We start from the raw sequence: 21718 nt of genomic DNA, 5'->3' as shown, positions 1-21718 counted from the left end.
GCTTATCATCGCGCGTGGATGGCAGCGGGAAGTCGAAGATCAATGACGTTGCGGATGATCGAGAAAAAAGCGCAGCATTTCCGCGCTGGCGTCGGGCCCGTCCGGGTCCGTGTAACTGCCGAGCGAACTGCCTCCTGACCAGGCGTGCGGCGCGCCATGCACCGTCCACAATTCCGCGTCGATACCGTCATTCGATACGAGCCGCGTCACCGTCGAGGCGCGTCGTCCGGGTATCGACGTGCGTTGGGCTGATGCGTCCGGACGCGGCTCGAACCCATGCAGGATCCGTTGACCGTTCACGACGTGGACCGTCGCATCCGCGTCGCCGTGGAAGACGATAAGCGGTCGATGTGCCGCAGGCGCGTGTACAGCATGCATCTCTTTTGCGGCGCGCCGTCCGGCGCCGGCGCGTCGGCCGCCTTTCATCGCGGCGAGCGCGGATGGCAGGTCGTGCGCGGCACCGGCGGGTAGCCCGGAATGTACGCCGGCGGCGGCATAGAGTTCGGGATACGCATCGACCATGATTGCCGCCATCGCGCCGCCCGCCGACATGCCGGCGATATACACGCGCGCCGGATCGACATTGTGCGTGGCGACGATTTCGCGCGTGATGCCCGCGATCAACGACGGCTCGCCGCGCTCGCGATGCTGGTCGTCCGGCCTGAACCAGTTCCAGCATTTCGACGGATTGGCCTGCCGCGGCTGCACCGGATACGCGACGAGGCATCGCTGGCGTTCGGCCAGCGCATTCATCTGCGTGCCTGCGGCGAAATCGTCCGCGTCCTGCGTGCAACCGTGGAGCATCACGATCAGCGGAAGCGGATCGCCCGCTGCGCCGGAAGGCACATACAGCCGGTAACGACGGCGGCCGGCAGCATTCGCATACATATAGGTGCTGAAGTGTCCGCGGTCTTCCGCTTCAGTGCGCGTTTCACGGGCGTGCCGTGATTCCCGCGTCGCGGATTCGTCCTTCGTGTCTGTCCTTGCCTTCGCATCCGCGGCGCCAGCAGCACTACCGGCGCCGAAAACATCGGCGAACGGAAATATCGTGTGCCGCGCTTCGCTGTTCGGGCGAACCGTCGCATCGGCTGTATGGGCCGCTTCTGCTGTTTCACCCCGCAACGCGCGCTGGATCGCCTCCGTCGCTTCAGCAACGCCGTGGCTGCGCAGCAACGTCATCGCATCATGCATCGCGTGCAGAAAACCTTCCTTCAGTTTCATTGTCGTGATCCGGTTGATCGGCAGACTGTCGGTGGGCCGTCGGGGACGCTAGCGGATCTTTCCGGCCAGCGCCGCCTTGACGGCGGGAGAAGCGTGAAAGGCACCCAGCACGACGACGCTTTCGATCGTCGCCGCAGCCAGTTCCGCCGGGACATCCGCGGCGATACTGGCCAGTCCGAGCACCTGAATGTTCAGACGTTCGCGCGCCGCGCGCACGGCTTCGAGATCCAGCTTCGAGAAGTGCTGCAACCCGAGCACGAGCGCGCGGCGCGTCACCGTTTCGTGGACGACCTGCGCATGCAGCGCAAGCTGGTTACGGATCGCGGTGCGAATCAGGTCGGTACGGTTCGAATAAAAGCCTTCTTCGACCAGCAGATCGATCTGCCCAAGATCGACCGGGCCGAGGTTGATCGTGATCTTTTCGGTGTCGCCGCCCTTGGGTCGCGACAGATCAGTTGCTGCTAGCTTTTTCATCGATTACCTCTTGTTACCATCCATATGGATGGTTATAGGATGGTTTCAAGTGTAGCGCAACTTTTAAAATCCGCGAGCGTCCGGTGCCGGGCACGGACGGTTCCTTCAGATCGGAACAATGCGTCTTACGGATCTCAGCCTGGGGCTGGACGCCAGGCATACGGCTAACGTCGCGTTCAAGATTGTTGCGAATGCCTCACTCACTCACTCACTCCTCTATATCGAGCAAGCGCGCTTCGACGAACGTGGTTCGACCCGAAGGTGAGATTCCGCGCAGGCTCGCACGCCGCGCAGAACGAAACCTGCGCGTTTTCAAAGCTTTCGATAGACGATCTGTGGGCGGAATCTGAAGCCGCGACGGATTGACGACCTTCCAGCCCTCGATCAATCCCTGAACGCCCCGCCCGAAGCAACCCCTCCAGACCCCACTCAGCAAATCGCCTTAGGCGGATAACTCGCTAGAACAACCGAAGTCGTCACAGGCCCGAATCGGGCTAGCGCATCGATCGCCGCTTCAAGCTGCGTCATCTCTTCGACCACAATCCGAACGATGAAGCAGTCTTCGCCCGTAATCCGATGGGCCTCGATCACTTCGGGCATCGCTTCGAACGCGCTCAGGCAGTGTTTGATTTCAGCATGGCTGGTCCGTATCCGGACGAACGCCGCAATACCTCGCCCGATGAGCCCTGGATTGATCCGCGCCGCGTAGCCCTCGATAACGCCCTGCTCTTCGAGTCTTCTGATACGCGTGGTGACAGCCGGTTGTGAAAGCCCGATCTGCTTGCCGAGCTCCGTGTTGGTGACGCGGGCATTGCACTGAAGCGCCTCCACAATTCGCCAGTCCAGGCGATCCAGCACGATCTGCTTAGGTTTCATTTGAAAGAGCCTCAAGTTTCCGTCGATTCGTCAGTGGCCGACCGTCAATTCATTTGTTTAACGATGTTGCCCGAGTTCGCGGACTTTTACACTGATGAACACCACTTATCCGCTGACTCCTGGAGATTTCGCTTATGGATTACCCCGTCCTCGTCGTACCCGGTATCGGCAACTCGGGGCCCACGCATTGGCAGAGCGTGTGGCAGGCGTCTCATCCAGCGTGGGAGCGTCTCACGGTCGACGATTGGGATCGCGTCGTTTGTGACGAGTGGATATCGGCGATAGAACAACAGGTAGCGCCCCACGGAAAGGACACGCTCATCGTCGCGCACAGTCTTGGGTGTCTCGCCGTCGTGCATTGGGCTGCCCGCCATGCGGGCCGGATTCGTGGCGCGCTGCTCGTCGCCGTCCCCGATCCGGCAGCTCCGGCGTTTCCCCGGGAAGCAGCGACCGGGTTCGCACCCCTGCCGTTACAGCGGCTACCGTTCCCCACGATCGTCGTGACGAGCACCGACGACCCCTATGGCAGCGTGGACCACGCGCGTGCCTGCGCAAGCGCGTGGGGCAGCGACCTGGTTGACGTTGGAGCCCGCGGACATCTCAACGCGAACAGCGACCTGGGCGCCTGGCCCGAGGGATTTCAGCTCATGCAGAAGCTGGGATGACGCTATCCACGCGCCGCCTTTTTAATCCTGACCTTCTTAATTCATGCCGCATACCGCAAGCCGGACTCCGTGCGATATCTGACGTATTGAACGACAGAACTTGATCAACGCTTCCCGTGGCGCTTAATCTTCGACCTTGTGATTCGTCTTCAGAAGAGGCCGAACACATCGAACGGTCATACACCCGCGCGGCGTGCCATTACCGTCAACGTCGCGACTCGAGGCACAGACTCAAGGCACAACATCGGAGCGCCCCATGTTCCAGATCTCTGTCGTCAATCGCACGAGCAGCATCGCAGAACGGGAAATGCATCGCGTTGTTCGCGCGATCAACCGCCAGGTCGCCGAAGACTTCGAGCCGTATTGGGCGTTCGGCGGCCGGCTACGCGTCGAGGGACCGACGGGCGCGAGCGCCGACCTTCAGCAACTGAGCGAGCTGCGGGGCGATGCGATTCTTTACGTGCTCGACTCGGCCGACTCCAACGATGCGCTCGGCTACCACGCTCGCAATCTGTCCGGCATCCCGTATGGCTTTGTGTTTCTCGATCTCTGCAAGTCACTGGGCGATGAATGGTCGACCACGCTATCGCACGAAGCGCTGGAACTGATTGGTGATCCGCAATGCAATCTGCTGGTGCAAGGCCCCAATCCTGATGCGCCCGATCGCACCGTCTACCACTTCTTCGAAATGTGCGACGCCGTGCAGTCGCAATGCTATGAGATCGATGGGGTGTCGGTCTCCAACTTCGTGTTGCCGCATTACTTCACTGCCGGCGAAGAAGCAGGCGCGCGCAACGACTTCTGCGGCACTGGCCTCGTTTCGTTCAGCGTCAACCCGGGCGGATATATCGGATTCTTCGATCCGGTCCTCGGCCGGAACCAGCAATTCTTTGCGCACGACCCGAAAGCGGCCAGACGCTTTCAGTTGAAAACGCAAACTCGCAGTGGACGGATGGTCCTGCGCGACACGATCTCCACCGCCACGACAGGCGCCACCTCCGGCAACGGTAAGGCGACCGGCGTCCACGCAGCCGAAGTACCGACGATGAACGCGTCGACAGCCGGCTCGCCAGCCGACCCGATCAAACATGTTGTCGTCCTGATGCTCGAGAACCGTTCGTTCGATCATATGCTCGGCGCGCTGCGGGAGTCGTTCAATCACGCGATCGATGGCGTCGACCCGTCCAGCCCCGGCACGAACCTCGACGCAAAAAACAACGTCACGTTCACGCAGAAACCCATCGCCGCGCAGTTCGTCCGCAATGACTTCAAGGTGCCGCATGAGTTTGACAATGTGCAGGCGCAGGTCAAGGACGGCATGGCGCATTTCGTCGATGAGTATCGACGGATGAGTCCCGATGCACCGGTACCAGATGGCGACCAGATCATGGCGTACTTCAAGGATGGCGAACTGTCCGCGCTGCACACGCTCGCGAAGAACTTCGTGGTGTGCGACCGCTGGTTTTCGTCGATGCCCGGACCGACGTGGCCGAACCGTCTCTTCGTGCACAGTGGAACGACGCTCGGCGACGTGCTGATGCCCGACGGTGCATTCGATACGGTGAGGATGTTTTTTGGCCGCTATGGTCAGCCCACGCTTTATGACCAGCTCGACACCAAAAACATTTCGTGGAAGATCTACCACGGCGGCGTTCCGCAATCGATCGTGCTGAACACCCTGAAGGCGCGTCTCTTCACGAGCCACTATCAGGGCATGGCCGCTTTCTTCACGGACTGCAAAGGTCAGGCCGACGCTTTCCCGTCATATGCGTTTATCGAGCCGTGCTATTTCAAGGGCGTGGACGGTGTCGAAAACGATCAGCATTCACCGGCGGGTATCGCGGCCGGCGAGCAGCTGATTGCCGATGTGTACAACGCGATCCGTGCAAACCAGCCGTTGTGGGAATCGACGCTGCTCATCGTCACCTACGACGAACACGGCGGCTTCTACGATCACGTCCAGCCGCCCACCGCGACCCCGCCCGATGACAACACCGCCAACTATGCATTCGACCACCTGGGCGTGCGCGTTCCTGCGATTCTCGTGTCGCCGTGGGTAGGCGTGGGCGTCGATCACACCGTCTACGACCACACCAGCGTGCTGCGCTACGCATGCGATAAATGGCAGTTGCCACATCTGTGCCGCAGGACGATGTCCGGACCCGGCCTGAACCCGATTGGCAATTTCGCATCGACGATATCGCTCGACAGGCCGCGCACGGATACACCCGCCACGATTGCCGCTACAGGCGTCGTACAGATGGCCGCGGCCGTTGCCGATGTCCCGTCGAGCTTCCACGACGCGCAGACCGCGCTCGTTTCATACGCCGAACTTGTCCAGCAGGAGCAGCAAAGAAAAACAGCGGGACCCCAACCGGCGGCAGCCGTGCTCGCCGCCAGAGCGGCTGACGGTGCGGCGCCACCGCCTATCGACAAACGCGCGTTGAATGTGGAGCGATGGATGTTCTCGGCCCAAAGCACGAGCAGGCTGCCGGCGTCGCCAAAGGAGATCACCGTTCCACCCGATGCGAGTGCGGCGCCGACCGGTGCATCACCCGATGGGTCGGGTGTTACGCCTGTTCCACCCGTCACGCCCGCGCCCGCCGTCGCCCCCAAAGCGCCTCCTGCGCAACCGGCGAGACGCAACCAGTCGTGACTTTCGCCTGAGCGCTACCGGCTGGGCATCGTCGTCAGGACGGTGGTGCTCGGCGCGCCCCCTGGCCCCTTCGGGTCGGGATTGCCAAAGCGCGGAAGACCGCCATTCGTGCGCGCACGGTCCAGCTCCGCACGTACCTGCGCGCGGGTCTTCGGCCCTCGATCTGTATCGGCCGCGACCGGATCTGGCTGCGCGACCTGTGCGGTTTCGACCTCCGGCTGGGCCCTTTCGACAACTGGGGACGCTGCGGGCGCGTCGGCTACGGTTGACGCTGCGGGTAACGCGATCGCAACCCGCTCGCCACCTCCCGACGCTGGAATCGCGGCGTCGACGTGCGCAGCGTCGGTAAGCCCCATCTTCACCTGGCTCGCACCTGTAGCCGGCGCGCTACGCTCAACGCTGGTCGCGTGTTCGCGCACTGGAGCCGCGCTCTCACGTGAATGACTGGCCGTCACGATCGACCGGGATGCAGACCGGTTCGACTCCAGTTTCCTCTCGGGCCAGTCCGTCTGTGCAACAGGCGCCGCGTGTTTCGCCTTGCTTTCGCGCGTCTCCAGTGACCGCTGAAGCGCCAATACCTGTTTGTTGTCTTTGTGAAGCGCATGCACCGCGTCAAGCAGCTGCTTTGCGGAAACGGGATCGTTGCGTTGCAGATTGTCCCGCACCGCCTGAAGCACCTGAGCAACGTCGGTGTCCGCGCTATTGTCTGCGGAAACCGGACCTGATCTGACAGAAGGCGCCGGCGCTTCGTCGACCGCTCCTGAAGTCGAAGCGCCATAGTGCTCGAAGCTGGATTGGCTCGCCGAAAGCTCGGCCTTGCCCGAACGCAGCACAGAGACGGTAATCGCAAGCGCGCTGAGAACCAGACCTGCAAGAAACATGCTCTTCTGGCTGCTAATCATGGCGTCCTTCCTTCAAGCGTGAAAGTACGCACCCGGGCTACAGGCGCAGAGCGGCCTTGCACTGCTCGAGTGCTTACTTCATCTACGAGAGTACGCCGAAAATGGATGCGTGGATGTCTAGTCGACATCCGCCAAAGTCGCGACTCAAGCCGCTTAAAGCGCTCGCGTGGCGCACCCCGAGGTCAGACGAATGCCCGCGAGTATACCGGGGTTATCCGCAGAAATACGCTTCGCACGATATGCTGCGTTTACAAACCCGCATACCTGTATCCACCAGGGGACCATGAAATGTCGCAACCCATCCTGCGGGTAGCCCGCCCCACCAACGACATCGAACGCGTGGCCGACTTTTATACCGCCGGGCTGGGTTTCGACGTGCTGGCGCACTTCGAGGATCACGATGGCTTCGACGGCGTCATCGTCGGCCGGACGGGTTGTCAGTGGCACATCGAGTTCACGCATCAGCACGACGTGACGGTGGACGATGCCCCGACAAAGGAGCATCTACTCGTGCTCTACCTGCCGGACCGGGATGAGTGGAACGCGGCCGTCGCAGGCCTGCACGCGCTCGGCGTTACGCCGGTCAGATCCGAAAATCCCTACTGGGACCACCACGGCATGACGTTCGAAGATCCCGACGGCTATCGCATCGTGTTGCAGAACGCTGCATGGGGTTAAACACCGCCGGATATGCGGACATTCGTCCGACGATATCCCGCTATACTCAGCGCCCCAGGTCAGCCTGAGCACAAGAGTATGAACGTACCGACATCAGACCTTCCGGCCGACGGCCTCTTCACCGCACGTCTGCAGCTTCGGCCTGCGAGCGATCGCCATGCTGCACACCTGCAGCGCTACTACCAGGAAAACCGCGCGCACCTCCAGCCTTGGGAGCCGTCGCGCCCCGACAGCTTCTTCGAAACCGGGGCGATCGCCAGTCGACTGCGCTCGATGACGCAGCACAACGCTTCGGGCAGCGCGCTTTTCCTGCTGATCTGTCACAGCGGGAGCGACGAGATCCTCGGCGACTGCAACTTCACGAATATCGTTCGCGGACCGTTTCAGGCGTGTCATCTGGGCTTTTCAATCGCGAAGCACATGGAAGGTCAGGGCTTGATGCACGAAGCGCTGACGTGTGCACTCGATCATGTCTTCCAGCACCTGAAGCTGCATCGCGTAATGGCGAACTATCGTCCGGAGAACACGCGCAGTGCGCGCCTGCTAGAACGAACAGGTTTCCAGTACGAAGGGCTCGCCCGCTCGTATCTGAAGATCAATGGATCGTGGGCTGATCACGTGCTGACGTCGCGGCTCAATCCAGAAGACGCTGGATGAGAGATGCGCTGGCGAGTCGGAACAAAACGCGCTCACTCTCTGGTGCCGTTTTCCGGTTCGCGAACCTTGGTAGATACTGCTGCGCAGTGCGTGGCGGCACATGACGCTCGTGTTCCGGTGCATATGACAGACACGCCGACATCCGGCGATTCCCGCAACGGGACCACCGGATGCCGTCCGCTCACGATGTGCTCAACCAGACGCTCAGAAGCGATGCGTCATCCCGACCGTCGCCATCACCTGGTTCGTGCCACCCTCGGTCACGGTAACGCCGGGCCAGCTAACCGTCGCGGCGCCGTTGTTCTTCATGTAACCCGCGCGCATGTAGACGCTCGTACGTTTGGACAGCGAGTGTTCAGCACCGATCTCGATGCCCGGCGTGTTGTCGTGCGCGCCGCGCACGTCGCGTTCGACGCCCGCGATCTGGATCACGTCGGCCGCCGTCACCTGGATCGTCGCGCCCAGCTCGGCGATGCTGAGCGAGTGCGCCGTGCCGAGTCGCGCGGCCAGCGATCTCGCCGGCGCGTCCTTCGGGCGGTTATAGGAGTAGTTGAACTGGAAGTTCACGATCCCCAGCCGGTACGCGAGCGAGCCAATGAAGTGCTCGGTGCCCAGCAGGCTGAGCGGTGCCGGCAGCGCGGCGAGCGTCTCCTGTCCCGCATGCTGGTTCACATAGGCGAGGCCCGCATAGAAGCCATAGCCCGTATAGCTCATCGCGACGTTCAGCATGTTGCCGGTCGTTGCCGGCACCGGCTGGGTGACCGTCGACGAGAACGCATACATGCCGTAAAGCTGCAGACCCCGCATGTTCGGCGACTGGTACAGCACCGAATTGCTGGAGCGGCCGGAGTCGTACTGCGTCGACAGCGTGTTGCGGTCGACGGCAAGCACGTTGGCCGAAAACGGCGACAGGGCCTCGTTCAAACGAAACGGATCGGTCGGATACACGATGCGGAAGCTCGGTTCGTACTGACGCCCGAACGACAGCGAGCCGTACGTCGCGTGATTCAGGCCAACCCAGGCCTGACGATAGAAGAGCGCCGTCGTATCGGCAAACAGGGTGCCGTTGTTGAGGTTGAAACCGGTCTCGACGTCGAACTGCGCCTTAAGCCCGCCGCCCAGATCTTCATCGCCCTTCAGGCCAAACAGCGAGCCGGTCGAGCCACCGCTTCGTTCGGACCACGTGTGTTTTCCACCATTGTCGAGGTACTGGACGAACGTGTCGGCCACACCGTACAACGTCACACTCGAATCGGCCGCCGCGGCACTGCCGGCGACGAGAACCAGCGTGGCTCCGCAAATACCCTGACTGATCAAACGCATGCATGTCTCCTCTTTTTATGTCCGCCTGCAGCGGATCTGATTGCACAGCTTTCTGTCACCAGAGGATCTGGAGATCGATTTCGCCTGGGTGTCGGCCCTCGACCCGGCCAGCGCGCGCAGGCGCTGGGTCGTACGCCGCGTTTTAGCGGCATCAGGGCGGCCCCGGTCCAACTATAAATAGAATGAACGTGCTAATTTCACGTCAACGAAATCAATAAGGCCAGTGCATTATTTTCATGAGGAGCTTGCAGAAGACGCATGTCAGCCGAGGCGCGGAATTTCGCCCGCGAGAGGAGTCGGGACAGGGGGCACGAGAGGGGTGGAAGACCGATGCGGTTACAGCGATGAGGTCCAGGCCGGCGGGAATATCACGTCACGCCAATCTCAAACAGCCGGTGCGTCAGATCGTTTTCGGTGCCGCCCGCCCGCGCCTTGCGCCAGCCGAGCGCGCGGCCATAGCTGCCGAGTTGCGCCCGCTGCACGAGATCCGCTTCGTTCACCGTGACGTGCCGGTCATGAAACGGATGAACGTACATCGCATCGACGGGACAGTACAGTTCGCACATGAAGCAGGTCTGGCAATCGTCAGGACGCGCGATAACCGGAATGCCGTCTTCCACGGCATCGAAGACGCCGGTCGGGCACACCTCGACGCAGCGATTGCACGACGTACAACGCGATGCGCTGATCAGTTCAATCAAGACGCGTTCCCCCGTGATGTGTCGACGGCGTCGCGACCCGTCGTCAGCGTATCGAAGCCGCTGATGACCTGCCGATAGCGACGCGCCGCGTCGCGTTGCGGATAGTCGCTGCGTCGGTGCAACGCGCGCGACTCCCTGCGTTCGAGTGCGCTCCGGTAAGCCAGCTTCGCCACATACAGCAACGCGCGTGCGGAGCGCGCCGTGGCAAGCTTCGCGTCCGCAGGCGCGGGTTCGTCGAGCGCGTCGTCGAGCGCGCGGGTCGCGCGCAGGAGTCGCGTCCCGTTGCGAAACAGATTGACCTGCAACGGCAGGACCTCGCGTTGCAGCGTCTCGCGTGCGGCCGCTGGATGTGCAATCGATAGTGACTCGTACGCTGGCCAGTCGCCGGCAGCGGTGCTGATCGATGCACCGCCTCTGCGCTGTGACTCAGCAAAACTGCTGGCCGCCTCGCCTGCCCACGCGCCCGTTGCAATCGCCCACGCCGCATTCGGCGAGCCGCCGCCGCTACGCCCACCGACGATGACTTCGCGCGAGGCCGCGTCGCCTGCCGCGTAAAGCCCGGGCACGTCGGTCGAACAGTCGGCGCGGGCAAGCCGGATGCCGCCCGTGCCGCGCACCGTCCCTTCGAGCCGCAGCCCGACGGGAAAGCGCTGACGGAATGGGTCGATGCCCATCCGGTCGTACGGCAGAAAGGCGTTCGCCTGGCCACTGCGCAACCAGCGCTGGATGTCGTCGTCCGCGCGATCGAAGACGGCGAACACTGGCTCATTGATCAGCACGCGCGCAACGGAGACAAAGGCTTCATCGTCGTCGACGGGAATCTCGCTGCCGTCTTCGCGCGAGTAGCTCGCCCACAGAAACGGCAAGCCCTTCGTCACCGACGAGAACGCAGCTGCAAGCCCATACTGGTTCGAAAACTCCATGCCGGAGAACGTCGCGCCTGCTTCGGCTGCGGCGAGATGGCCGTCGCCGGTACAGACGTCAGTGCCGAGCGCGCCGCCGAGAAATGCGCAACCGCCCGTTGCGATGACCGTGGCGCCCGTCGAGACACGCCAGCGCGCGCCATCGCGACGCACGCCGTAGCCGCCCGCGACCCTGCCCTCGTGTTTGACGAGGCCGAGTACGGGGCTGTGATCGAGGATCGTCACGCCTGCGCGGCGAACCTGCAACCGCATGAAGCGCATATAGTCCGGTCCGCGCAATGTCGCGTAATTCGCGGAGCCGTCTGCTTTCCTCGCGAACGGATAGCCGAGATCGCCCAGCAGATGAAGCCGCTGGACGACTTCCCCGAGCAGCGCGTCCGTCCAGCTGCGTTCGCTGAGTTCACCGCCGGATGCATACCGCTCGGCGAAGTGCCGCCCGTAATCCGCCGGATCGGTCACGTACCAGACGTTGTTGTTCGACGCGGCCGCCGCGCCCGACGTGCCACACCAGCCTTTGTCCGCGAGTACGACGCGCGCGCCACGCCGCGCGGCACTCAATGCGGCCCACGTGCCAGCGGGGCCGCCGCCGAGCACGAGGACGTCGGCATCGAGCGCGATGGCTTCAGTCTGTCCGTTAGCCGCAGCGGACGCGCTCATGCGTGCCCATCCCACGGCACCAGCGCGCGCTGCAAGCGACGCAATCCCAGCTCGAACGTCGCCGCGATCAGCGCGATCACGATGATGCCCATCACCACGACGTCGGTGACGAGAAACTGCGCAGCCGACTGGATCATGAAACCGAGCCCGCGCGTCGCGGCGATGAGTTCCGCCGCGACCAGCACCGACCAGCCGACGCCCAGACTGATCCGGATACCGGTCAGCACATCGGCGGCCGCGGACGGCACGACGATGTACCGGATCAGTTGCCAGCGCGTGGCGCCGAGCGCCTGCGCGCCGCGCAGGCGGCTCAGCTTCACGCGTCTGACGCCCTGCTGCGTCGCGATCGTCAGCGGCGCAAAGATCGCGAGCCAGATCAGCAGGATCTTCGACGGCTCGCCGATGCCGCACCAGATCACGATCAGCGGCAGATACGCAAGCGGCGGGATTGGACGGTAAAACTCGATCAACGGATCCGCGATCGCCTGCGCCGTGCGATTCAGGCCGACGAGTACGCCGAGCGGCACCGCCGTCAGAATCGCGAGCGCAAGCGCGGCGAATACGCGCGAAAGACTCGCGAGCGTATGTTGCAGCAACGTCGCGTCACTGAAGCCGACCGTCGCCACCGCGATCGCCTTTTTCACCACCGCAAGCGGCGGCGGCAGAAACACCGGGCTCACCCATTGCATCGCCGCCGCCAGCGACCAGACCGATATCACCACGATCACCGTGACGATGCTGACAACGAGCGGTCGCGAGAGCGCGCCGTGCAGATCGCCCGTGCGGTTCTCACGCCGTGTGCCCGCTTCCGCACGTGGACGCGTGAGGCGAATGCCGCCTTCTCTGCCGTCCGTGGCCGTGTTTGCTGTTGTCACGCTTCCTCCGTCTCGCCTGCAAAGAATTCCGCTTCGATTTCGTCGCGCAGTTCGATGAACGCCCGGTCGTTCTTGATCTGCCTCGACGGTTCGCCCGCGACGAAGCGTTCGCCGAAATCCAGCCGTCGAATCGAATCGATGCGCCCTGGCGACGCTTTCATCAGCACGAGGTCGGTTGCCATGAAGAGCGCCTCGGTGATGTCGTGCGTGATCATCAAAATGCCTTTGCCATAGCGGGTCCACAGGCGCAGCAGATATTCCTGCATGCGTGTGCGCGTCAGAGAATCGAGCGCGCCGAGCGGTTCGTCCAGCAGCAGAAAGCGCGGATCGACGGCGAGCGAGCGCGCCAGCGCAACGCGCTGACGCATGCCGCCGGAAATTTTCCACAACGGATAGTGCGCATACGCTTCGAGCGCCGTCAGCGCGAGCAGCGACTGCACCTTCGCCTCGCGCGCCGCGCGCGGCACGCCGGCCAGCTCGAGACCGAAGCCGATGTTCTGCGCCACGTTCTGCCAGGGCAACAGCGCATCGTCCTGCGCGACGACGCCGCGATCGGCACCAGGTCCGGCGATCGTTTCGCCGTCGATCGTGAGTCGCCCTGAAGACGGCGCGATAAACCCGGCAATCGCATTCAGCAACGTCGTCTTGCCGCAACCGGAAGGACCGAGCACGACCGTGAAGCTGCCGTCGCGCAGATCGAGATTGATGTCCGATAGCACGGTTGTGTTGCCGCCGGCGCTTTCAAAGCTCACGCTGACTGAATCGATGCGTATCATCGCGCTCGCCTCCTGTGCGTTTGATGGATCGAGTGAACGGGCAACTCAGGAAGGACTATCGGCTGCTCGCCTGCTGCACGATCGATGCCGTCACCGTCGGCCGGTAATCGTGCAGCACGTCGTCAATCCGCTTCTGCTCTTTCAGAAAGCGCGACGTATCCGCAAGCGCCGAAGCCGTTCCGCCACCCAGCAACGTCTGCCCGGCCTGCTCGCTCAGGAGCGGGAAGGTCGTGCCGCGCAACAGCGCGGGCACGTCTGCCGGGTCCGAGCCGCTGACGCGCGCGATCTCCTGGATCTGCGGCGAATTCGCCGTCCAGTTCGCGCCGTCCTTGCGGTATTCGGCGTTGACGTCGCCTGTCACCTTCGCGAACGTCACAAGAAACTCCGGATGCGCCTGCGCGAAGTCATTCCGCGCAACCCACGCGAGGAACGTCGGCGCACCCCACTTGCGCACATCGGCGGAGGTCGTCAGCACCTTGCCCGTTTTCGCGATCTTTCCGAGCGCCGGGTCCCAGATGTAGGCGGCGTCGATGTCGCCGCGTTGCCACGCCGCAGCAATTTCAGGCGGCGCAAGATTGAGGATCGTGACCTGTTGCGGCGAGATATCCCAATGCTTGAGTGCGGCGAGCAGACTGTAGTGCGTCGTCGAAACGAACGGCACAGCGATCTTCTTGCCGATCAGATCTTTTGGATTGTCGATATGGCTGCCATTGCGCACGACGAGCGCCTCCGCCGAGCCGATTTCAGCCGCAATGAAGAACGTCTGCAACGGCAGGCCGCGCGTGATGCCCGCTGCCAGCGGACTGCTGCCTGTGAAGCCCACCTGCACATCCCCGGATGCCATCGCCGCGATCACTTCCGCGCCGGTCGAAAACTTCCGCCAGTTGATTTTCCAGCCGCTCGCCTTCTCGTAGCGCCCTTCCGCCTGCGCGATTTTCGATGGTTCGATGTCGGTCTGGTAACCGATCGTGACTGTCCTGTCGGCGGCAAGCGCCGAGGTGGCCAGCGTCGCAAACGACAAGGCAAGCGCGAAGCTGCGCGCGAGTTTTCCGTACATGGTCAATGCTCCCCGAAAATGAATGCGCCGGTCGGGCGCGCGATGTATCCGGCTGTCCGCAAGACGGAGGTGTCCGCCTGCGATGTATGAATGTCTGATTGCAGTGGTGATTACCGGGCTGCCGCCCGAGCCTCGTGTGAAAACAGCACGAGGTCGATCTCAACGCGTGCATCACGGCCAAGACGCGCAACGCCGACTGTCGTACGCGACGGCAGACGTTGCGGGTCGTCGAAGTGCGCGTCGTAGACACGATTGAATGCCGCGTAGTCCGCGTCGAAATCGCGCAGATAGATGCGCGCGAATACCGTGTCGCGCAGCGCGTAACCTGCGTGCGTGACGATGCGCTTCAGGTTGTCGAAACACAGTTGCGCCTGCGCGGCGATATCGCCGGGCAGCGGGGCGTCTGGACGCTGTGGATCGACCGGCAACTGCCCGGTTACGTGAAGCCAGCCGTCGGCTTCCACCGCATGGCTGTAGCGCGCTGAAACCGGCGCGGGCGCCGCGGCCGCCACTGTATGAAAGATCGTCGACGACATCTGTTATATCCGCTCTGGCATGGCCTGACCAACTTCGTGCCTGTTCGTGCCGCTACGTGCTGCGTTTGCAGCATTGGGCTGTCAGGGGTTGTTTTAACAACGATGATTCCGGAGCCAGTATATGAACGGCGTCGTGACGCTCAAAGCAACCATTCCTGACTTGCTTATCGCTGGCGGAGATTTGGCGCGGAGCCATCGAACAGGCCGCAGAAGACTGAAGTGGGACAGCGGATTAGCCCGCGCCAGTGATCGCTGAAGTGACCGTTAGGGGTGTCGCAACAGTTCGCCGAGACCGATCGACAGTGAGCGCGGTTCGGGCCCAATTGCTTCTCGATGCGCCCGGAAAACCCATTTTTTGGTACTTCCCCGCCATTTCTGCGCCATAAGAATGCCCAATCTTTCCAGTTCATATCCAGCGCGGACATTGTTGGGACAGATGGAATAGTGAATTTGGAATGATCGTCTTGATCGGGGTAATGCGTTCATCCATATTTGTCGCCGTGACGACGACCCAGGGCATCGGCAAAAACGGTGACTCGATCTTTCGATGCCCTTCGGTCATGCACCTGCTTTCGTCCAGGAAATCATTCATCTCTCGAAGACATGCCATGAAACTGACAGGAAACACCATCCTCATCACCGGCGGCGGCGCCGGCATCGGTCGCGGCCTCGCAGAAGCGCTGCACAAGCTGGGCAACCAGGTCATCATCGCTGGCCGTCGCAAGGCCGCTCTCGATGAGACCACCAGCGCCAACCCTGGCATGAAGTCGATCGAACTCGACATCACGAATCCGGAAAGCGTGACGTCTGTCGCGCGCCAGTTGATCGAGACGTATCCCGCACTGAACGTGCTGATCAATAACGCGGGCATCATGCACATCGATGATCTCAGCGCACCCGTCGACGACGCGATGATGGTGTCGACGCTCACGACCAACCTGATGGGTCCGATCCGCATGACCGGTGCGCTGGTCGAGCATCTCCAGAAGCAGAACGACGCTGCGATCCTGAACGTATCGTCGGTGCTGGGTTTCGTGCCGATGGCAATCGCGGGCGTCTATTCGTCGACGAAGGCCGCCATGCATTCGTATACGCAATCGCTGCGCTACAAGCTGAAAGATACGACGGTGCGCGTCATCGAAATCGCACCGCCGTGGGTTCAAACCGATCTACTGAACAGCAGGAATGAACCGCGTGCAATGCCGCTTGCACCGTTCATCGAACAGACAATGCATGAACTCGGCACCGACGCAGACGAAGCGCTTGTCGAGATCGCACGTCCGATGCGCAACAACGCGGGCCCGAACGAAGCCGCGTTTGTCACGCAGTTCAACGATATGTTCGCGGAAGGTTAAGCGAGCGCGCGACCGGACGGAATGTATGCAACAGTAGATACGTTCTGCCCGGCATCCGGACTTCCAGCAGGTGATTCGATGACTGAGCAATCCGGCCCATCCCTTCCCGCCGCAACTCTCGTCGCTCCAGTCCGCGTCGGCCTCGTCGGTGTCGGCAACTGGGCGCAACATGGACACGTCCGTGTGCTGAGCCTGCTGCCGCAGTACGAACTGACCGCCGTCTACAGCCAGCGGCGCGAAGCCGCCGCATCGGTCGCCGAACGTTACGGCTTCAAATATGTGGTGAACTCGCTAACCGAACTGGTCGAGCATCCGGAAGTCGATCTTGTGATCGTTTTGACGACGGCACCGCAACACGAAGAAGGTATCCGCGCCGCCATCGCCGCAAAGAAGAACGTCTATAGCGAGTGGCCGCTGACGCCCGCCGTCGAGACTTCGCAGGCGTTGATCGAACTCGCGAAAGAGGCTGGTGTGCGTCATGTGGTGGGTCTTCAGCGACGCCTCGCGCCTCACAACCGCTATGTTCGCGATCTGCTCGCGCAAGGCTATGTGGGCAAGCTTCGCTCCGTGCGCATTCACGTGAGCATGAACTACTTCCAGTCGCTGCGTTCGAATTCGCTGCGGTGGACCGTGCCTCCTGAAAACTTTTCGAGCGTGATCGCGATCTACGCAGGGCATTTCCTCGACATGCTGTTCGAAGCCACAGGCTGGCCGACCAGCGTCGCTGCACTGGCCGTCAACCAGTTCGAAACCGTCACGATCAGGGAAACCGGCGAGGTGCTGCCCACGTCGACACCGGACCAGCTCGTGCTCATCGGCAGGCTGCGTGACGGCGCCGTGGTCACGGTGCACGTTGAAGGCGGCAAGCGCAATGGGTCCGGCGTGCAGATCGATATCACCGGCACCGAAGGCGATCTTCGCATCTCGAACCGGTCCGCGTTCGGCAATGTCGGCGACGACTATGTGGTTGAAGGCGCGCACGGCGACAACCTGCCGCTCGCGACCCTGCCTGTGCCCGCTTCGTACGATCGCCTGCCGCCGTCGGACCTGCCGTCGGCCGTGCTCGAACTGGCGCAGCTATACGCCGCGTATGCGGATGACGTGCGCACAGGAACCCACTCCGCGCCGACCTTCGAGGACGCCGTGCGCATGCACAAGCTGATCAATGCAGCAGTGGAATCGACCGAAACCGGCCGGCACATCAACCTCGACTGACCAGGAACATCACATGTCGTCGCGCCAGACTTCCGCCACGTCGCGGCCCGCATCGTCCGTTACCGCCGAAGCCGCAAGCGGATCGGGCGCGATGGAGCGTTTCGGGGCGCTCAATGTTTTCGTGCGTGCCGCGGAAACGCGGAGCTTCACGGAAGCCGGGCGGCAGCTCGGCATCTCTGCTTCCGCCGTCGGCAAGGCGATCTCACGGCTCGAAACGCGGCTCAACGTACGCCTCTTCCACCGAAGCACACGCAGCATCGCGTTGACACCCGAAGGAGCGATCTTCCTGAAGCGCTGTCAACGCATCGTCGAGGAGATCGAGTCCGCGGAGGCCGAACTGGCGCTGGCCAATTCCGCGCCACGGGGACAACTGCGCGTCAGCATGCCGATGGTCGGCACGCTTGTGATGCCGGTGATCGGCGCATTCATGAAGGCGTATCCAGACATCACGCTCGACATCGACTTTTCCGATCGCATGGTGGACGTCATCGAAGAAGGCTTCGACGTCGTCATGCGCACGGGCGACGCAAGCGACTCGCAGCTCGTCACGCGCGCGATGGGAACGTACCGGCATGTGATCGTCGGCTCTCCGCAGTACTTCGCGAAACACGGGCCGGTGACCGATCCGCATCAACTGCCGGATCACGCGTGCCTTCAGCATCGCTTTCCGACGACCGGCAAGCTGCGCCGCTGGCCGCTTAACAGCGACGGCGAGTCGCTCGATATCGACCTGCCGAACACAGCAACCGCGAGCGCCGTCGAGCCGTTGATTCATCTCGCCGAACACGGTCTCGGTCTTGCCTGCGTACCTGATTTCACTGTGCGCGCGCAGCTTGCGAGAGGCTCGCTGGTCTCCGTGCTGAATCAATACGTCGACACGCCCAGCACGTTCCGCGCGGTGTGGCCTTCCGGTCGGCAGGTGTCGCCCAAGGTGCGTGTATTCGTCGACTTCATGAGCAAATACCTTTTCCCCGCCGGGACTGAATCTGTTCGCGACCCGTCCTCATCAATGGAGTAAGGCGGCTTCGTACGCTGTATCCCATCCGCAGTACGACGGCTCGATCACAGCGGCGTTCCGCGTTAACGAGAAAAGGCCGGCGCATCCAGCAACGTGCTGAATGCGCCGGCCTTTTTACACGGCGGTCAGAAAACGCAGCCCCTTACGCGGTCTCAGCTTCTTCCGCGAAGAACGGATAATCGGTGTACCCCACTTCCGTGCCGCCGAAGAACGTCGGACGGTCATACGGATTCAGCGGAAGCTTGAGGCGCAGGCGTTCCGGCAAATCCGGATTCGCGATGAAATCGCGACCGAATGCGACGAGGTCCGCATCGCCATCCACGAGGATCGCTTCCGCCGTATCGCCCTTGAAGCCGCCTGCAACGATGATGGTGCCGTTGTAGTGCTTGCGGATCGTCTGCGCGGCGACCGGGTCCGGATTGCGGCTTTCATCGTCGAGGTAACCGGCGATGCGCGGCTCGATCAGATGCAGATACGCGAGATCGAGTTTCGCAAGCTCCGAAGCGACGTAAGTGAAGAGTCCGATCGGATCGCTATCCGACATGTCGCCAAACGAACCGCTCGGTCCAAGACGCACGGCAACCTTGTCGCTGCCCCACACCGAGATCACCGCACGTGTTGCTTCCAACAGGAAGCGCGCGCGGTTTTCGAACGAACCGCCATACACGTCAGTGCGCTTGTTGCTGCCGTCCTGCAGGAACTGGTCGAACAGATAGCCGTTAGCCGCGTGCAGTTCGACGCCGTCGAAGCCCGCTTCGACGCCGCGCTCCGCGGCGCTGCGGAAGCGCTCGACAATGCCTGCGATCTCGTCGGTTTCCAGCGCACAGTTCGGCGTGTTCGGTACCCATCCGGCGTTCGTGTAAGCGACGCCGCCGTGCAGCACTTCCGAAGGGCCGACCGGACGGCCACCCTCCGGCTGTAATTCGGCGTTCGACTGGCGGCCCGCGTGATATAGCTGCAGGAAGATCTTTCCGCCCTTCGCGTGCACGGCATCCGTCACGAGACGCCATCCTGCGATCTGGCTGTCTTCGTACAGGCCGGGCGCGCCGAGGTAGCCGTTGCCGTTCGCGGCAGCGATGGTCGCTTCGCCGATCAGCAAGGCGCCTCGCGACGTGCGCTGCGCGTAGTACTCAGCCATCAGCGGGCCAGGCTGCGCGCCGTCTTCTGCACGCACACGGGTGAGCGGTGCGAGCACGACACGGTGCGAAATTTCGTAGGGTCCGACTTTGACGCGGGTGAAGAGTTTGGACATGGTTGCCTCAAGAATGAAGTGCTGGATAACTGTCGCCGCGGCATCGAGGTGCTCAGAAAACCGTGGGATCCGTTGCCCGTTGCTGAGTTGAAATTTACAGGCCCGGACCTCGAAGAAAAACGGGTCTACGTTCCACAGACTCTGGACCCTGGGGTCCGCAATAGGCGGAGAGCCGCGCCAGTGATGGCTCCGGCGGTGTCGCAGGATTGATCGGAGATTCCGAATAGTGTTTTCGGACAGGGATTTGTCCGGCTTCAAGACATGAAAAAAGCCAGTGACGGCTCACCGTCACTGGCTTCCTTCCAACGTCACCGCGTGGGCGACATGACTTCTCGAGCACTTCCTTCAGCGTCGCGCGGCGTGTGTTGAACGTGGCTGTCGATAAACAGTCTTACCGTTAAAGCAGGGCAGCCCCTTGCGCGATGGGAACGCGACATGACGCGACGTCTCACGTCACGCTTCACATCGCCGTCTTTCCACCGTTGATCCGGACGATCTCGCCCGTCATGAAGCTCGCCTTCGCGGACGCGACGAAAACGATCGCATCGGCGATCTCTTCCGGTGTACCAGCGCGCTTGAGCGGAACGTTGGCGAGGAACTGGGCGCGTCGCTCCTCAGCGCCGATCAGCCGCTGCAGCATCGCGGTTTCCACGGGACCGGGGGCGACGGCATTGACGCGCACGCCGAACGCAGCCGCTTCGAGTGCCGCAGACTTTGTCAGCCCTTCGACTGCATGTTTGCTGGCCACGTACAGCGACGCGTTCGCGGCGCCGCGTGCGCCCATCGTGGAAGAAATGTTGACGATGCTACCGCTGCCCTGTTTCGACATCGCCCTCAGTTCGTACTTCATGCTGAGCAGCGTACCGAGCACATTCGTATCGAAGACGGCAGCGTAGCGTTCGGGCGTCTGATCCATGACGGCGCCCGACTCGCCTTCCGTGCCCGCGCTGTTCACGGCAATGTCAAGGCGCCCGAAGGTCGTGACGGTGAAGTCGACGAGACTTTGCACCTGGTCTTCGAACCGGACGTCGGACAGGAAAAACGCCGCTTCGGCACCGGGCGTGCGAAGTGCTTCCGCCAGCTGGCGGCCCTCTTCTTCGCGGCGCCCCGACAGGACGATACGCGCACCCTCGCGTGCAAAGGCTTCCGCGGTTGCGCGTCCAATGCCAGTCAGCGCGCCGGTAATCAGGATGACAGGACTGTTTGACATGTGCTTCCTCAGGTAAATACATCGGTCTGTGCAAAGCCCGGCGAACTCAAATATAGTGTGTTTTCGATAAAAGGACAGCGAACGGACCTGGTCTGAACGAGACTTGCAGTGTGTTCGCGTCGCTCGCCCATTCAGTCCACTGACGAGGTTCACATGAGTGCCCCTTCCTTCGACAGTCTCCCCGTCGAACTCAAGAGCGTGCAAACGCGTCCGCTATTCGTCATGCGTCTGAATGTCAAAGGGCCGGTCATCATCGGCGGGACACCGGCATCATTCAGGCGCGTGGGTATCGTGCCGTCGGGCACGTTCGCGGGCGAACGGCTCTCCGGTACGGTGCTCGACGGCGCCAGCGACTGGCAGACGGTACGCAGCGACGGCAGCACAACGCTTGATGTCCGCCTCGTCCTCAAGACCTCAGGATTACCCACAAGTTGAATGATCATGCTATTCGTTTTACCTGAAGAGCTGATACATCTTCGTGATCTCGTGCAATATAAGGAACCCTCGCCAGATGACAGTCGGGCCCGGTGGTCGGTCATGCTTGCGATTCAGGTAGCCGCCAAGCATTGCGATCCACAACACCGCTTGCTGCAAGGGTGGGGTCTTCTTCGGCGGGTGCCTGGTATGGTGCGTATGGCAATACAGCGCCTGCCATTCGACGGGTTGCAGCAATACTTCGCAAGACAGATCG

The 21718-nt window shown here is 62.2% G+C and carries 22 protein-coding genes; 8 read left to right on the top strand and 14 right to left on the bottom strand.

Annotated elements, in window-relative coordinates:
* Positions 1-39 precede the first annotated feature (39 nt).
* The 3 genes from P3T21_RS25235 to P3T21_RS25225 form a co-directional block, all read right to left on the bottom strand.
* Positions 40-1221: an extracellular catalytic domain type 1 short-chain-length polyhydroxyalkanoate depolymerase gene (locus P3T21_RS25235; RefSeq protein ID WP_429258688.1), complete on the bottom strand. Its 1182-nt coding sequence runs from the start codon at positions 1219-1221 to the stop codon at positions 40-42.
* 48 nt (positions 1222-1269) lie between these two features.
* A complete protein-coding gene (locus P3T21_RS25230) occupies positions 1270-1695 on the bottom strand; it encodes a CopG family transcriptional regulator (protein WP_429258687.1) in 426 nt (141 codons plus the stop codon).
* Between the two features lie 429 nt (positions 1696-2124).
* A complete protein-coding gene (locus tag P3T21_RS25225; RefSeq protein WP_429258686.1) occupies positions 2125-2571 on the bottom strand; it encodes an Lrp/AsnC family transcriptional regulator in 447 nt (148 codons plus the stop codon).
* A 134-nt stretch (positions 2572-2705) separates the two neighbouring features.
* Here P3T21_RS25225 and P3T21_RS25220 point away from each other — a divergent pair, with 134 nt between their 5' ends.
* The gene (locus tag P3T21_RS25220) at positions 2706-3236 is read left to right on the top strand and encodes an RBBP9/YdeN family alpha/beta hydrolase (RefSeq protein WP_429258685.1); all 531 of its coding nucleotides are present in this window, start codon (positions 2706-2708) and stop codon (positions 3234-3236) included.
* Between the two features lie 256 nt (positions 3237-3492).
* Entirely contained in the window at positions 3493-5892 is a 2400-nt protein-coding gene (locus P3T21_RS25215; protein WP_429258684.1) for an alkaline phosphatase family protein, read from the top strand.
* A gap of 14 nt (positions 5893-5906) precedes the next feature.
* Here P3T21_RS25215 and P3T21_RS25210 read toward each other — a convergent pair whose 3' ends face one another.
* Entirely contained in the window at positions 5907-6794 is an 888-nt protein-coding gene (locus tag P3T21_RS25210) for a hypothetical protein (RefSeq protein WP_429258683.1), read from the bottom strand.
* 288 nt (positions 6795-7082) lie between these two features.
* Here P3T21_RS25210 and P3T21_RS25205 point away from each other — a divergent pair, with 288 nt between their 5' ends.
* Together P3T21_RS25205 and P3T21_RS25200 are read left to right on the top strand one after the other, a co-directional pair.
* Positions 7083-7472, top strand: coding sequence for a VOC family protein (locus P3T21_RS25205; RefSeq protein WP_429258682.1), 390 nt, complete (start codon positions 7083-7085; stop codon positions 7470-7472).
* Positions 7473-7550: 78 nt separating this feature from the next.
* Positions 7551-8129 carry a GNAT family N-acetyltransferase gene (locus P3T21_RS25200; RefSeq protein ID WP_429258681.1) on the top strand — a complete coding sequence of 193 codons (579 nt, stop codon included), beginning with the start codon at positions 7551-7553 and terminating at the stop codon, positions 8127-8129.
* A 204-nt stretch (positions 8130-8333) separates the two neighbouring features.
* Here the strand turns inward: P3T21_RS25200 and P3T21_RS25195 are convergent, their stop codons facing one another.
* From P3T21_RS25195 to P3T21_RS25165, 7 genes are all read right to left on the bottom strand, one after another.
* Positions 8334-9452 carry a porin gene (locus tag P3T21_RS25195; protein WP_429258680.1) on the bottom strand — a complete coding sequence of 373 codons (1119 nt, stop codon included), beginning with the start codon at positions 9450-9452 and terminating at the stop codon, positions 8334-8336.
* Positions 9453-9820: 368 nt separating this feature from the next.
* Entirely contained in the window at positions 9821-10153 is a 333-nt protein-coding gene (locus P3T21_RS25190; RefSeq protein ID WP_429258679.1) for a 4Fe-4S binding protein, read from the bottom strand.
* Positions 10150-11733, bottom strand: coding sequence for an FAD-dependent oxidoreductase (locus P3T21_RS25185; RefSeq protein ID WP_429258678.1), 1584 nt, complete (start codon positions 11731-11733; stop codon positions 10150-10152). Before P3T21_RS25185 ends, P3T21_RS25190 begins: the two co-directional genes overlap by 4 nt.
* Positions 11730-12608, bottom strand: coding sequence for an ABC transporter permease subunit (locus P3T21_RS25180; RefSeq protein WP_429258677.1), 879 nt, complete (start codon positions 12606-12608; stop codon positions 11730-11732). Before P3T21_RS25180 ends, P3T21_RS25185 begins: the two co-directional genes overlap by 4 nt.
* Positions 12605-13384 carry a taurine ABC transporter ATP-binding protein gene (locus P3T21_RS25175; protein ID WP_429258676.1) on the bottom strand — a complete coding sequence of 260 codons (780 nt, stop codon included), beginning with the start codon at positions 13382-13384 and terminating at the stop codon, positions 12605-12607. The genes P3T21_RS25180 and P3T21_RS25175 overlap by 4 nt, the downstream gene beginning before the upstream one ends.
* A gap of 55 nt (positions 13385-13439) precedes the next feature.
* On the bottom strand, positions 13440-14441 hold the full coding sequence (gene tauA, locus P3T21_RS25170) for a taurine ABC transporter substrate-binding protein (RefSeq protein ID WP_429258675.1): 1002 nt from the start codon (positions 14439-14441) through the stop codon (positions 13440-13442).
* Positions 14442-14551: 110 nt separating this feature from the next.
* A complete protein-coding gene (locus P3T21_RS25165) occupies positions 14552-14977 on the bottom strand; it encodes a RidA family protein (RefSeq protein WP_429258674.1) in 426 nt (141 codons plus the stop codon).
* Positions 14978-15585: 608 nt separating this feature from the next.
* Here P3T21_RS25165 and P3T21_RS25160 point away from each other — a divergent pair.
* The 3 genes from P3T21_RS25160 (at position 15586) to P3T21_RS25150 (ending at position 18565) form a co-directional block, all read left to right on the top strand.
* The gene (locus P3T21_RS25160; protein WP_429258673.1) at positions 15586-16332 is read left to right on the top strand and encodes an SDR family oxidoreductase; all 747 of its coding nucleotides are present in this window, start codon (positions 15586-15588) and stop codon (positions 16330-16332) included.
* A 78-nt stretch (positions 16333-16410) separates the two neighbouring features.
* Entirely contained in the window at positions 16411-17547 is a 1137-nt protein-coding gene (locus P3T21_RS25155; RefSeq protein ID WP_429258672.1) for a Gfo/Idh/MocA family protein, read from the top strand.
* A 91-nt stretch (positions 17548-17638) separates the two neighbouring features.
* Positions 17639-18565: a LysR family transcriptional regulator gene (locus tag P3T21_RS25150; RefSeq protein WP_429258802.1), complete on the top strand. Its 927-nt coding sequence runs from the start codon at positions 17639-17641 to the stop codon at positions 18563-18565.
* Positions 18566-18707: 142 nt separating this feature from the next.
* Here P3T21_RS25150 and P3T21_RS25145 read toward each other — a convergent pair whose 3' ends face one another.
* Both P3T21_RS25145 and P3T21_RS25140 read right to left on the bottom strand, forming a co-directional pair.
* Positions 18708-19817: an alkene reductase gene (locus P3T21_RS25145; protein ID WP_429258671.1), complete on the bottom strand. Its 1110-nt coding sequence runs from the start codon at positions 19815-19817 to the stop codon at positions 18708-18710.
* Between the two features lie 460 nt (positions 19818-20277).
* Positions 20278-21027 carry an SDR family NAD(P)-dependent oxidoreductase gene (locus P3T21_RS25140; RefSeq protein ID WP_429258670.1) on the bottom strand — a complete coding sequence of 250 codons (750 nt, stop codon included), beginning with the start codon at positions 21025-21027 and terminating at the stop codon, positions 20278-20280.
* A gap of 153 nt (positions 21028-21180) precedes the next feature.
* Between P3T21_RS25140 and P3T21_RS25135 the strand changes: the two genes are divergently transcribed.
* Positions 21181-21462: a DUF3237 family protein gene (locus tag P3T21_RS25135; protein WP_429258669.1), complete on the top strand. Its 282-nt coding sequence runs from the start codon at positions 21181-21183 to the stop codon at positions 21460-21462.
* An 18-nt stretch (positions 21463-21480) separates the two neighbouring features.
* Here the strand turns inward: P3T21_RS25135 and P3T21_RS25130 are convergent.
* Positions 21481-21718, bottom strand: a 238-nt coding sequence (locus P3T21_RS25130; RefSeq protein ID WP_429258668.1) for an IS4 family transposase, incomplete at its 5' end; no start/stop codon positions are given.

It is taken from the genome of Paraburkholderia sp. GAS334 (genome assembly GCF_050436625.1).
Lineage (GTDB): Bacteria > Pseudomonadota > Gammaproteobacteria > Burkholderiales > Burkholderiaceae > Paraburkholderia.
The sequence above is the reverse complement of the archived record's forward strand: the minus strand, read 5'-3'. Positions and strand labels throughout refer to the sequence as shown.

Excerpts from the sequence above, each read along its gene's own strand:
- P3T21_RS25235 (WP_429258688.1), bottom strand. The coding sequence starts at position 1,221 with ATGAAACTGAAGGAAGGTTTTCTGCACGCGATGCATGATGCGATGACG.
- P3T21_RS25230 (WP_429258687.1), bottom strand. The coding sequence starts at position 1,695 with ATGAAAAAGCTAGCAGCAACTGATCTGTCGCGACCCAAGGGCGGCGAC.
- P3T21_RS25225 (WP_429258686.1), bottom strand. The coding sequence starts at position 2,571 with ATGAAACCTAAGCAGATCGTGCTGGATCGCCTGGACTGGCGAATTGTG.
- P3T21_RS25220 (WP_429258685.1), top strand. The coding sequence starts at position 2,706 with ATGGATTACCCCGTCCTCGTCGTACCCGGTATCGGCAACTCGGGGCCC.
- P3T21_RS25215 (WP_429258684.1), top strand. The coding sequence starts at position 3,493 with ATGTTCCAGATCTCTGTCGTCAATCGCACGAGCAGCATCGCAGAACGG.
- P3T21_RS25210 (WP_429258683.1), bottom strand. The coding sequence starts at position 6,794 with ATGATTAGCAGCCAGAAGAGCATGTTTCTTGCAGGTCTGGTTCTCAGC.
- P3T21_RS25205 (WP_429258682.1), top strand. The coding sequence starts at position 7,083 with ATGTCGCAACCCATCCTGCGGGTAGCCCGCCCCACCAACGACATCGAA.
- P3T21_RS25200 (WP_429258681.1), top strand. The coding sequence starts at position 7,551 with ATGAACGTACCGACATCAGACCTTCCGGCCGACGGCCTCTTCACCGCA.
- P3T21_RS25195 (WP_429258680.1), bottom strand. The coding sequence starts at position 9,452 with ATGCGTTTGATCAGTCAGGGTATTTGCGGAGCCACGCTGGTTCTCGTC.
- P3T21_RS25185 (WP_429258678.1), bottom strand. The coding sequence starts at position 11,733 with ATGAGCGCGTCCGCTGCGGCTAACGGACAGACTGAAGCCATCGCGCTC.
- P3T21_RS25175 (WP_429258676.1), bottom strand. The coding sequence starts at position 13,384 with ATGATACGCATCGATTCAGTCAGCGTGAGCTTTGAAAGCGCCGGCGGC.
- tauA (WP_429258675.1), bottom strand. The coding sequence starts at position 14,441 with ATGTACGGAAAACTCGCGCGCAGCTTCGCGCTTGCCTTGTCGTTTGCG.
- P3T21_RS25165 (WP_429258674.1), bottom strand. The coding sequence starts at position 14,977 with ATGTCGTCGACGATCTTTCATACAGTGGCGGCCGCGGCGCCCGCGCCG.
- P3T21_RS25160 (WP_429258673.1), top strand. The coding sequence starts at position 15,586 with ATGAAACTGACAGGAAACACCATCCTCATCACCGGCGGCGGCGCCGGC.
- P3T21_RS25155 (WP_429258672.1), top strand. The coding sequence starts at position 16,411 with ATGACTGAGCAATCCGGCCCATCCCTTCCCGCCGCAACTCTCGTCGCT.
- P3T21_RS25150 (WP_429258802.1), top strand. The coding sequence starts at position 17,639 with ATGGAGCGTTTCGGGGCGCTCAATGTTTTCGTGCGTGCCGCGGAAACG.
- P3T21_RS25145 (WP_429258671.1), bottom strand. The coding sequence starts at position 19,817 with ATGTCCAAACTCTTCACCCGCGTCAAAGTCGGACCCTACGAAATTTCG.
- P3T21_RS25140 (WP_429258670.1), bottom strand. The coding sequence starts at position 21,027 with ATGTCAAACAGTCCTGTCATCCTGATTACCGGCGCGCTGACTGGCATT.
- P3T21_RS25135 (WP_429258669.1), top strand. The coding sequence starts at position 21,181 with ATGAGTGCCCCTTCCTTCGACAGTCTCCCCGTCGAACTCAAGAGCGTG.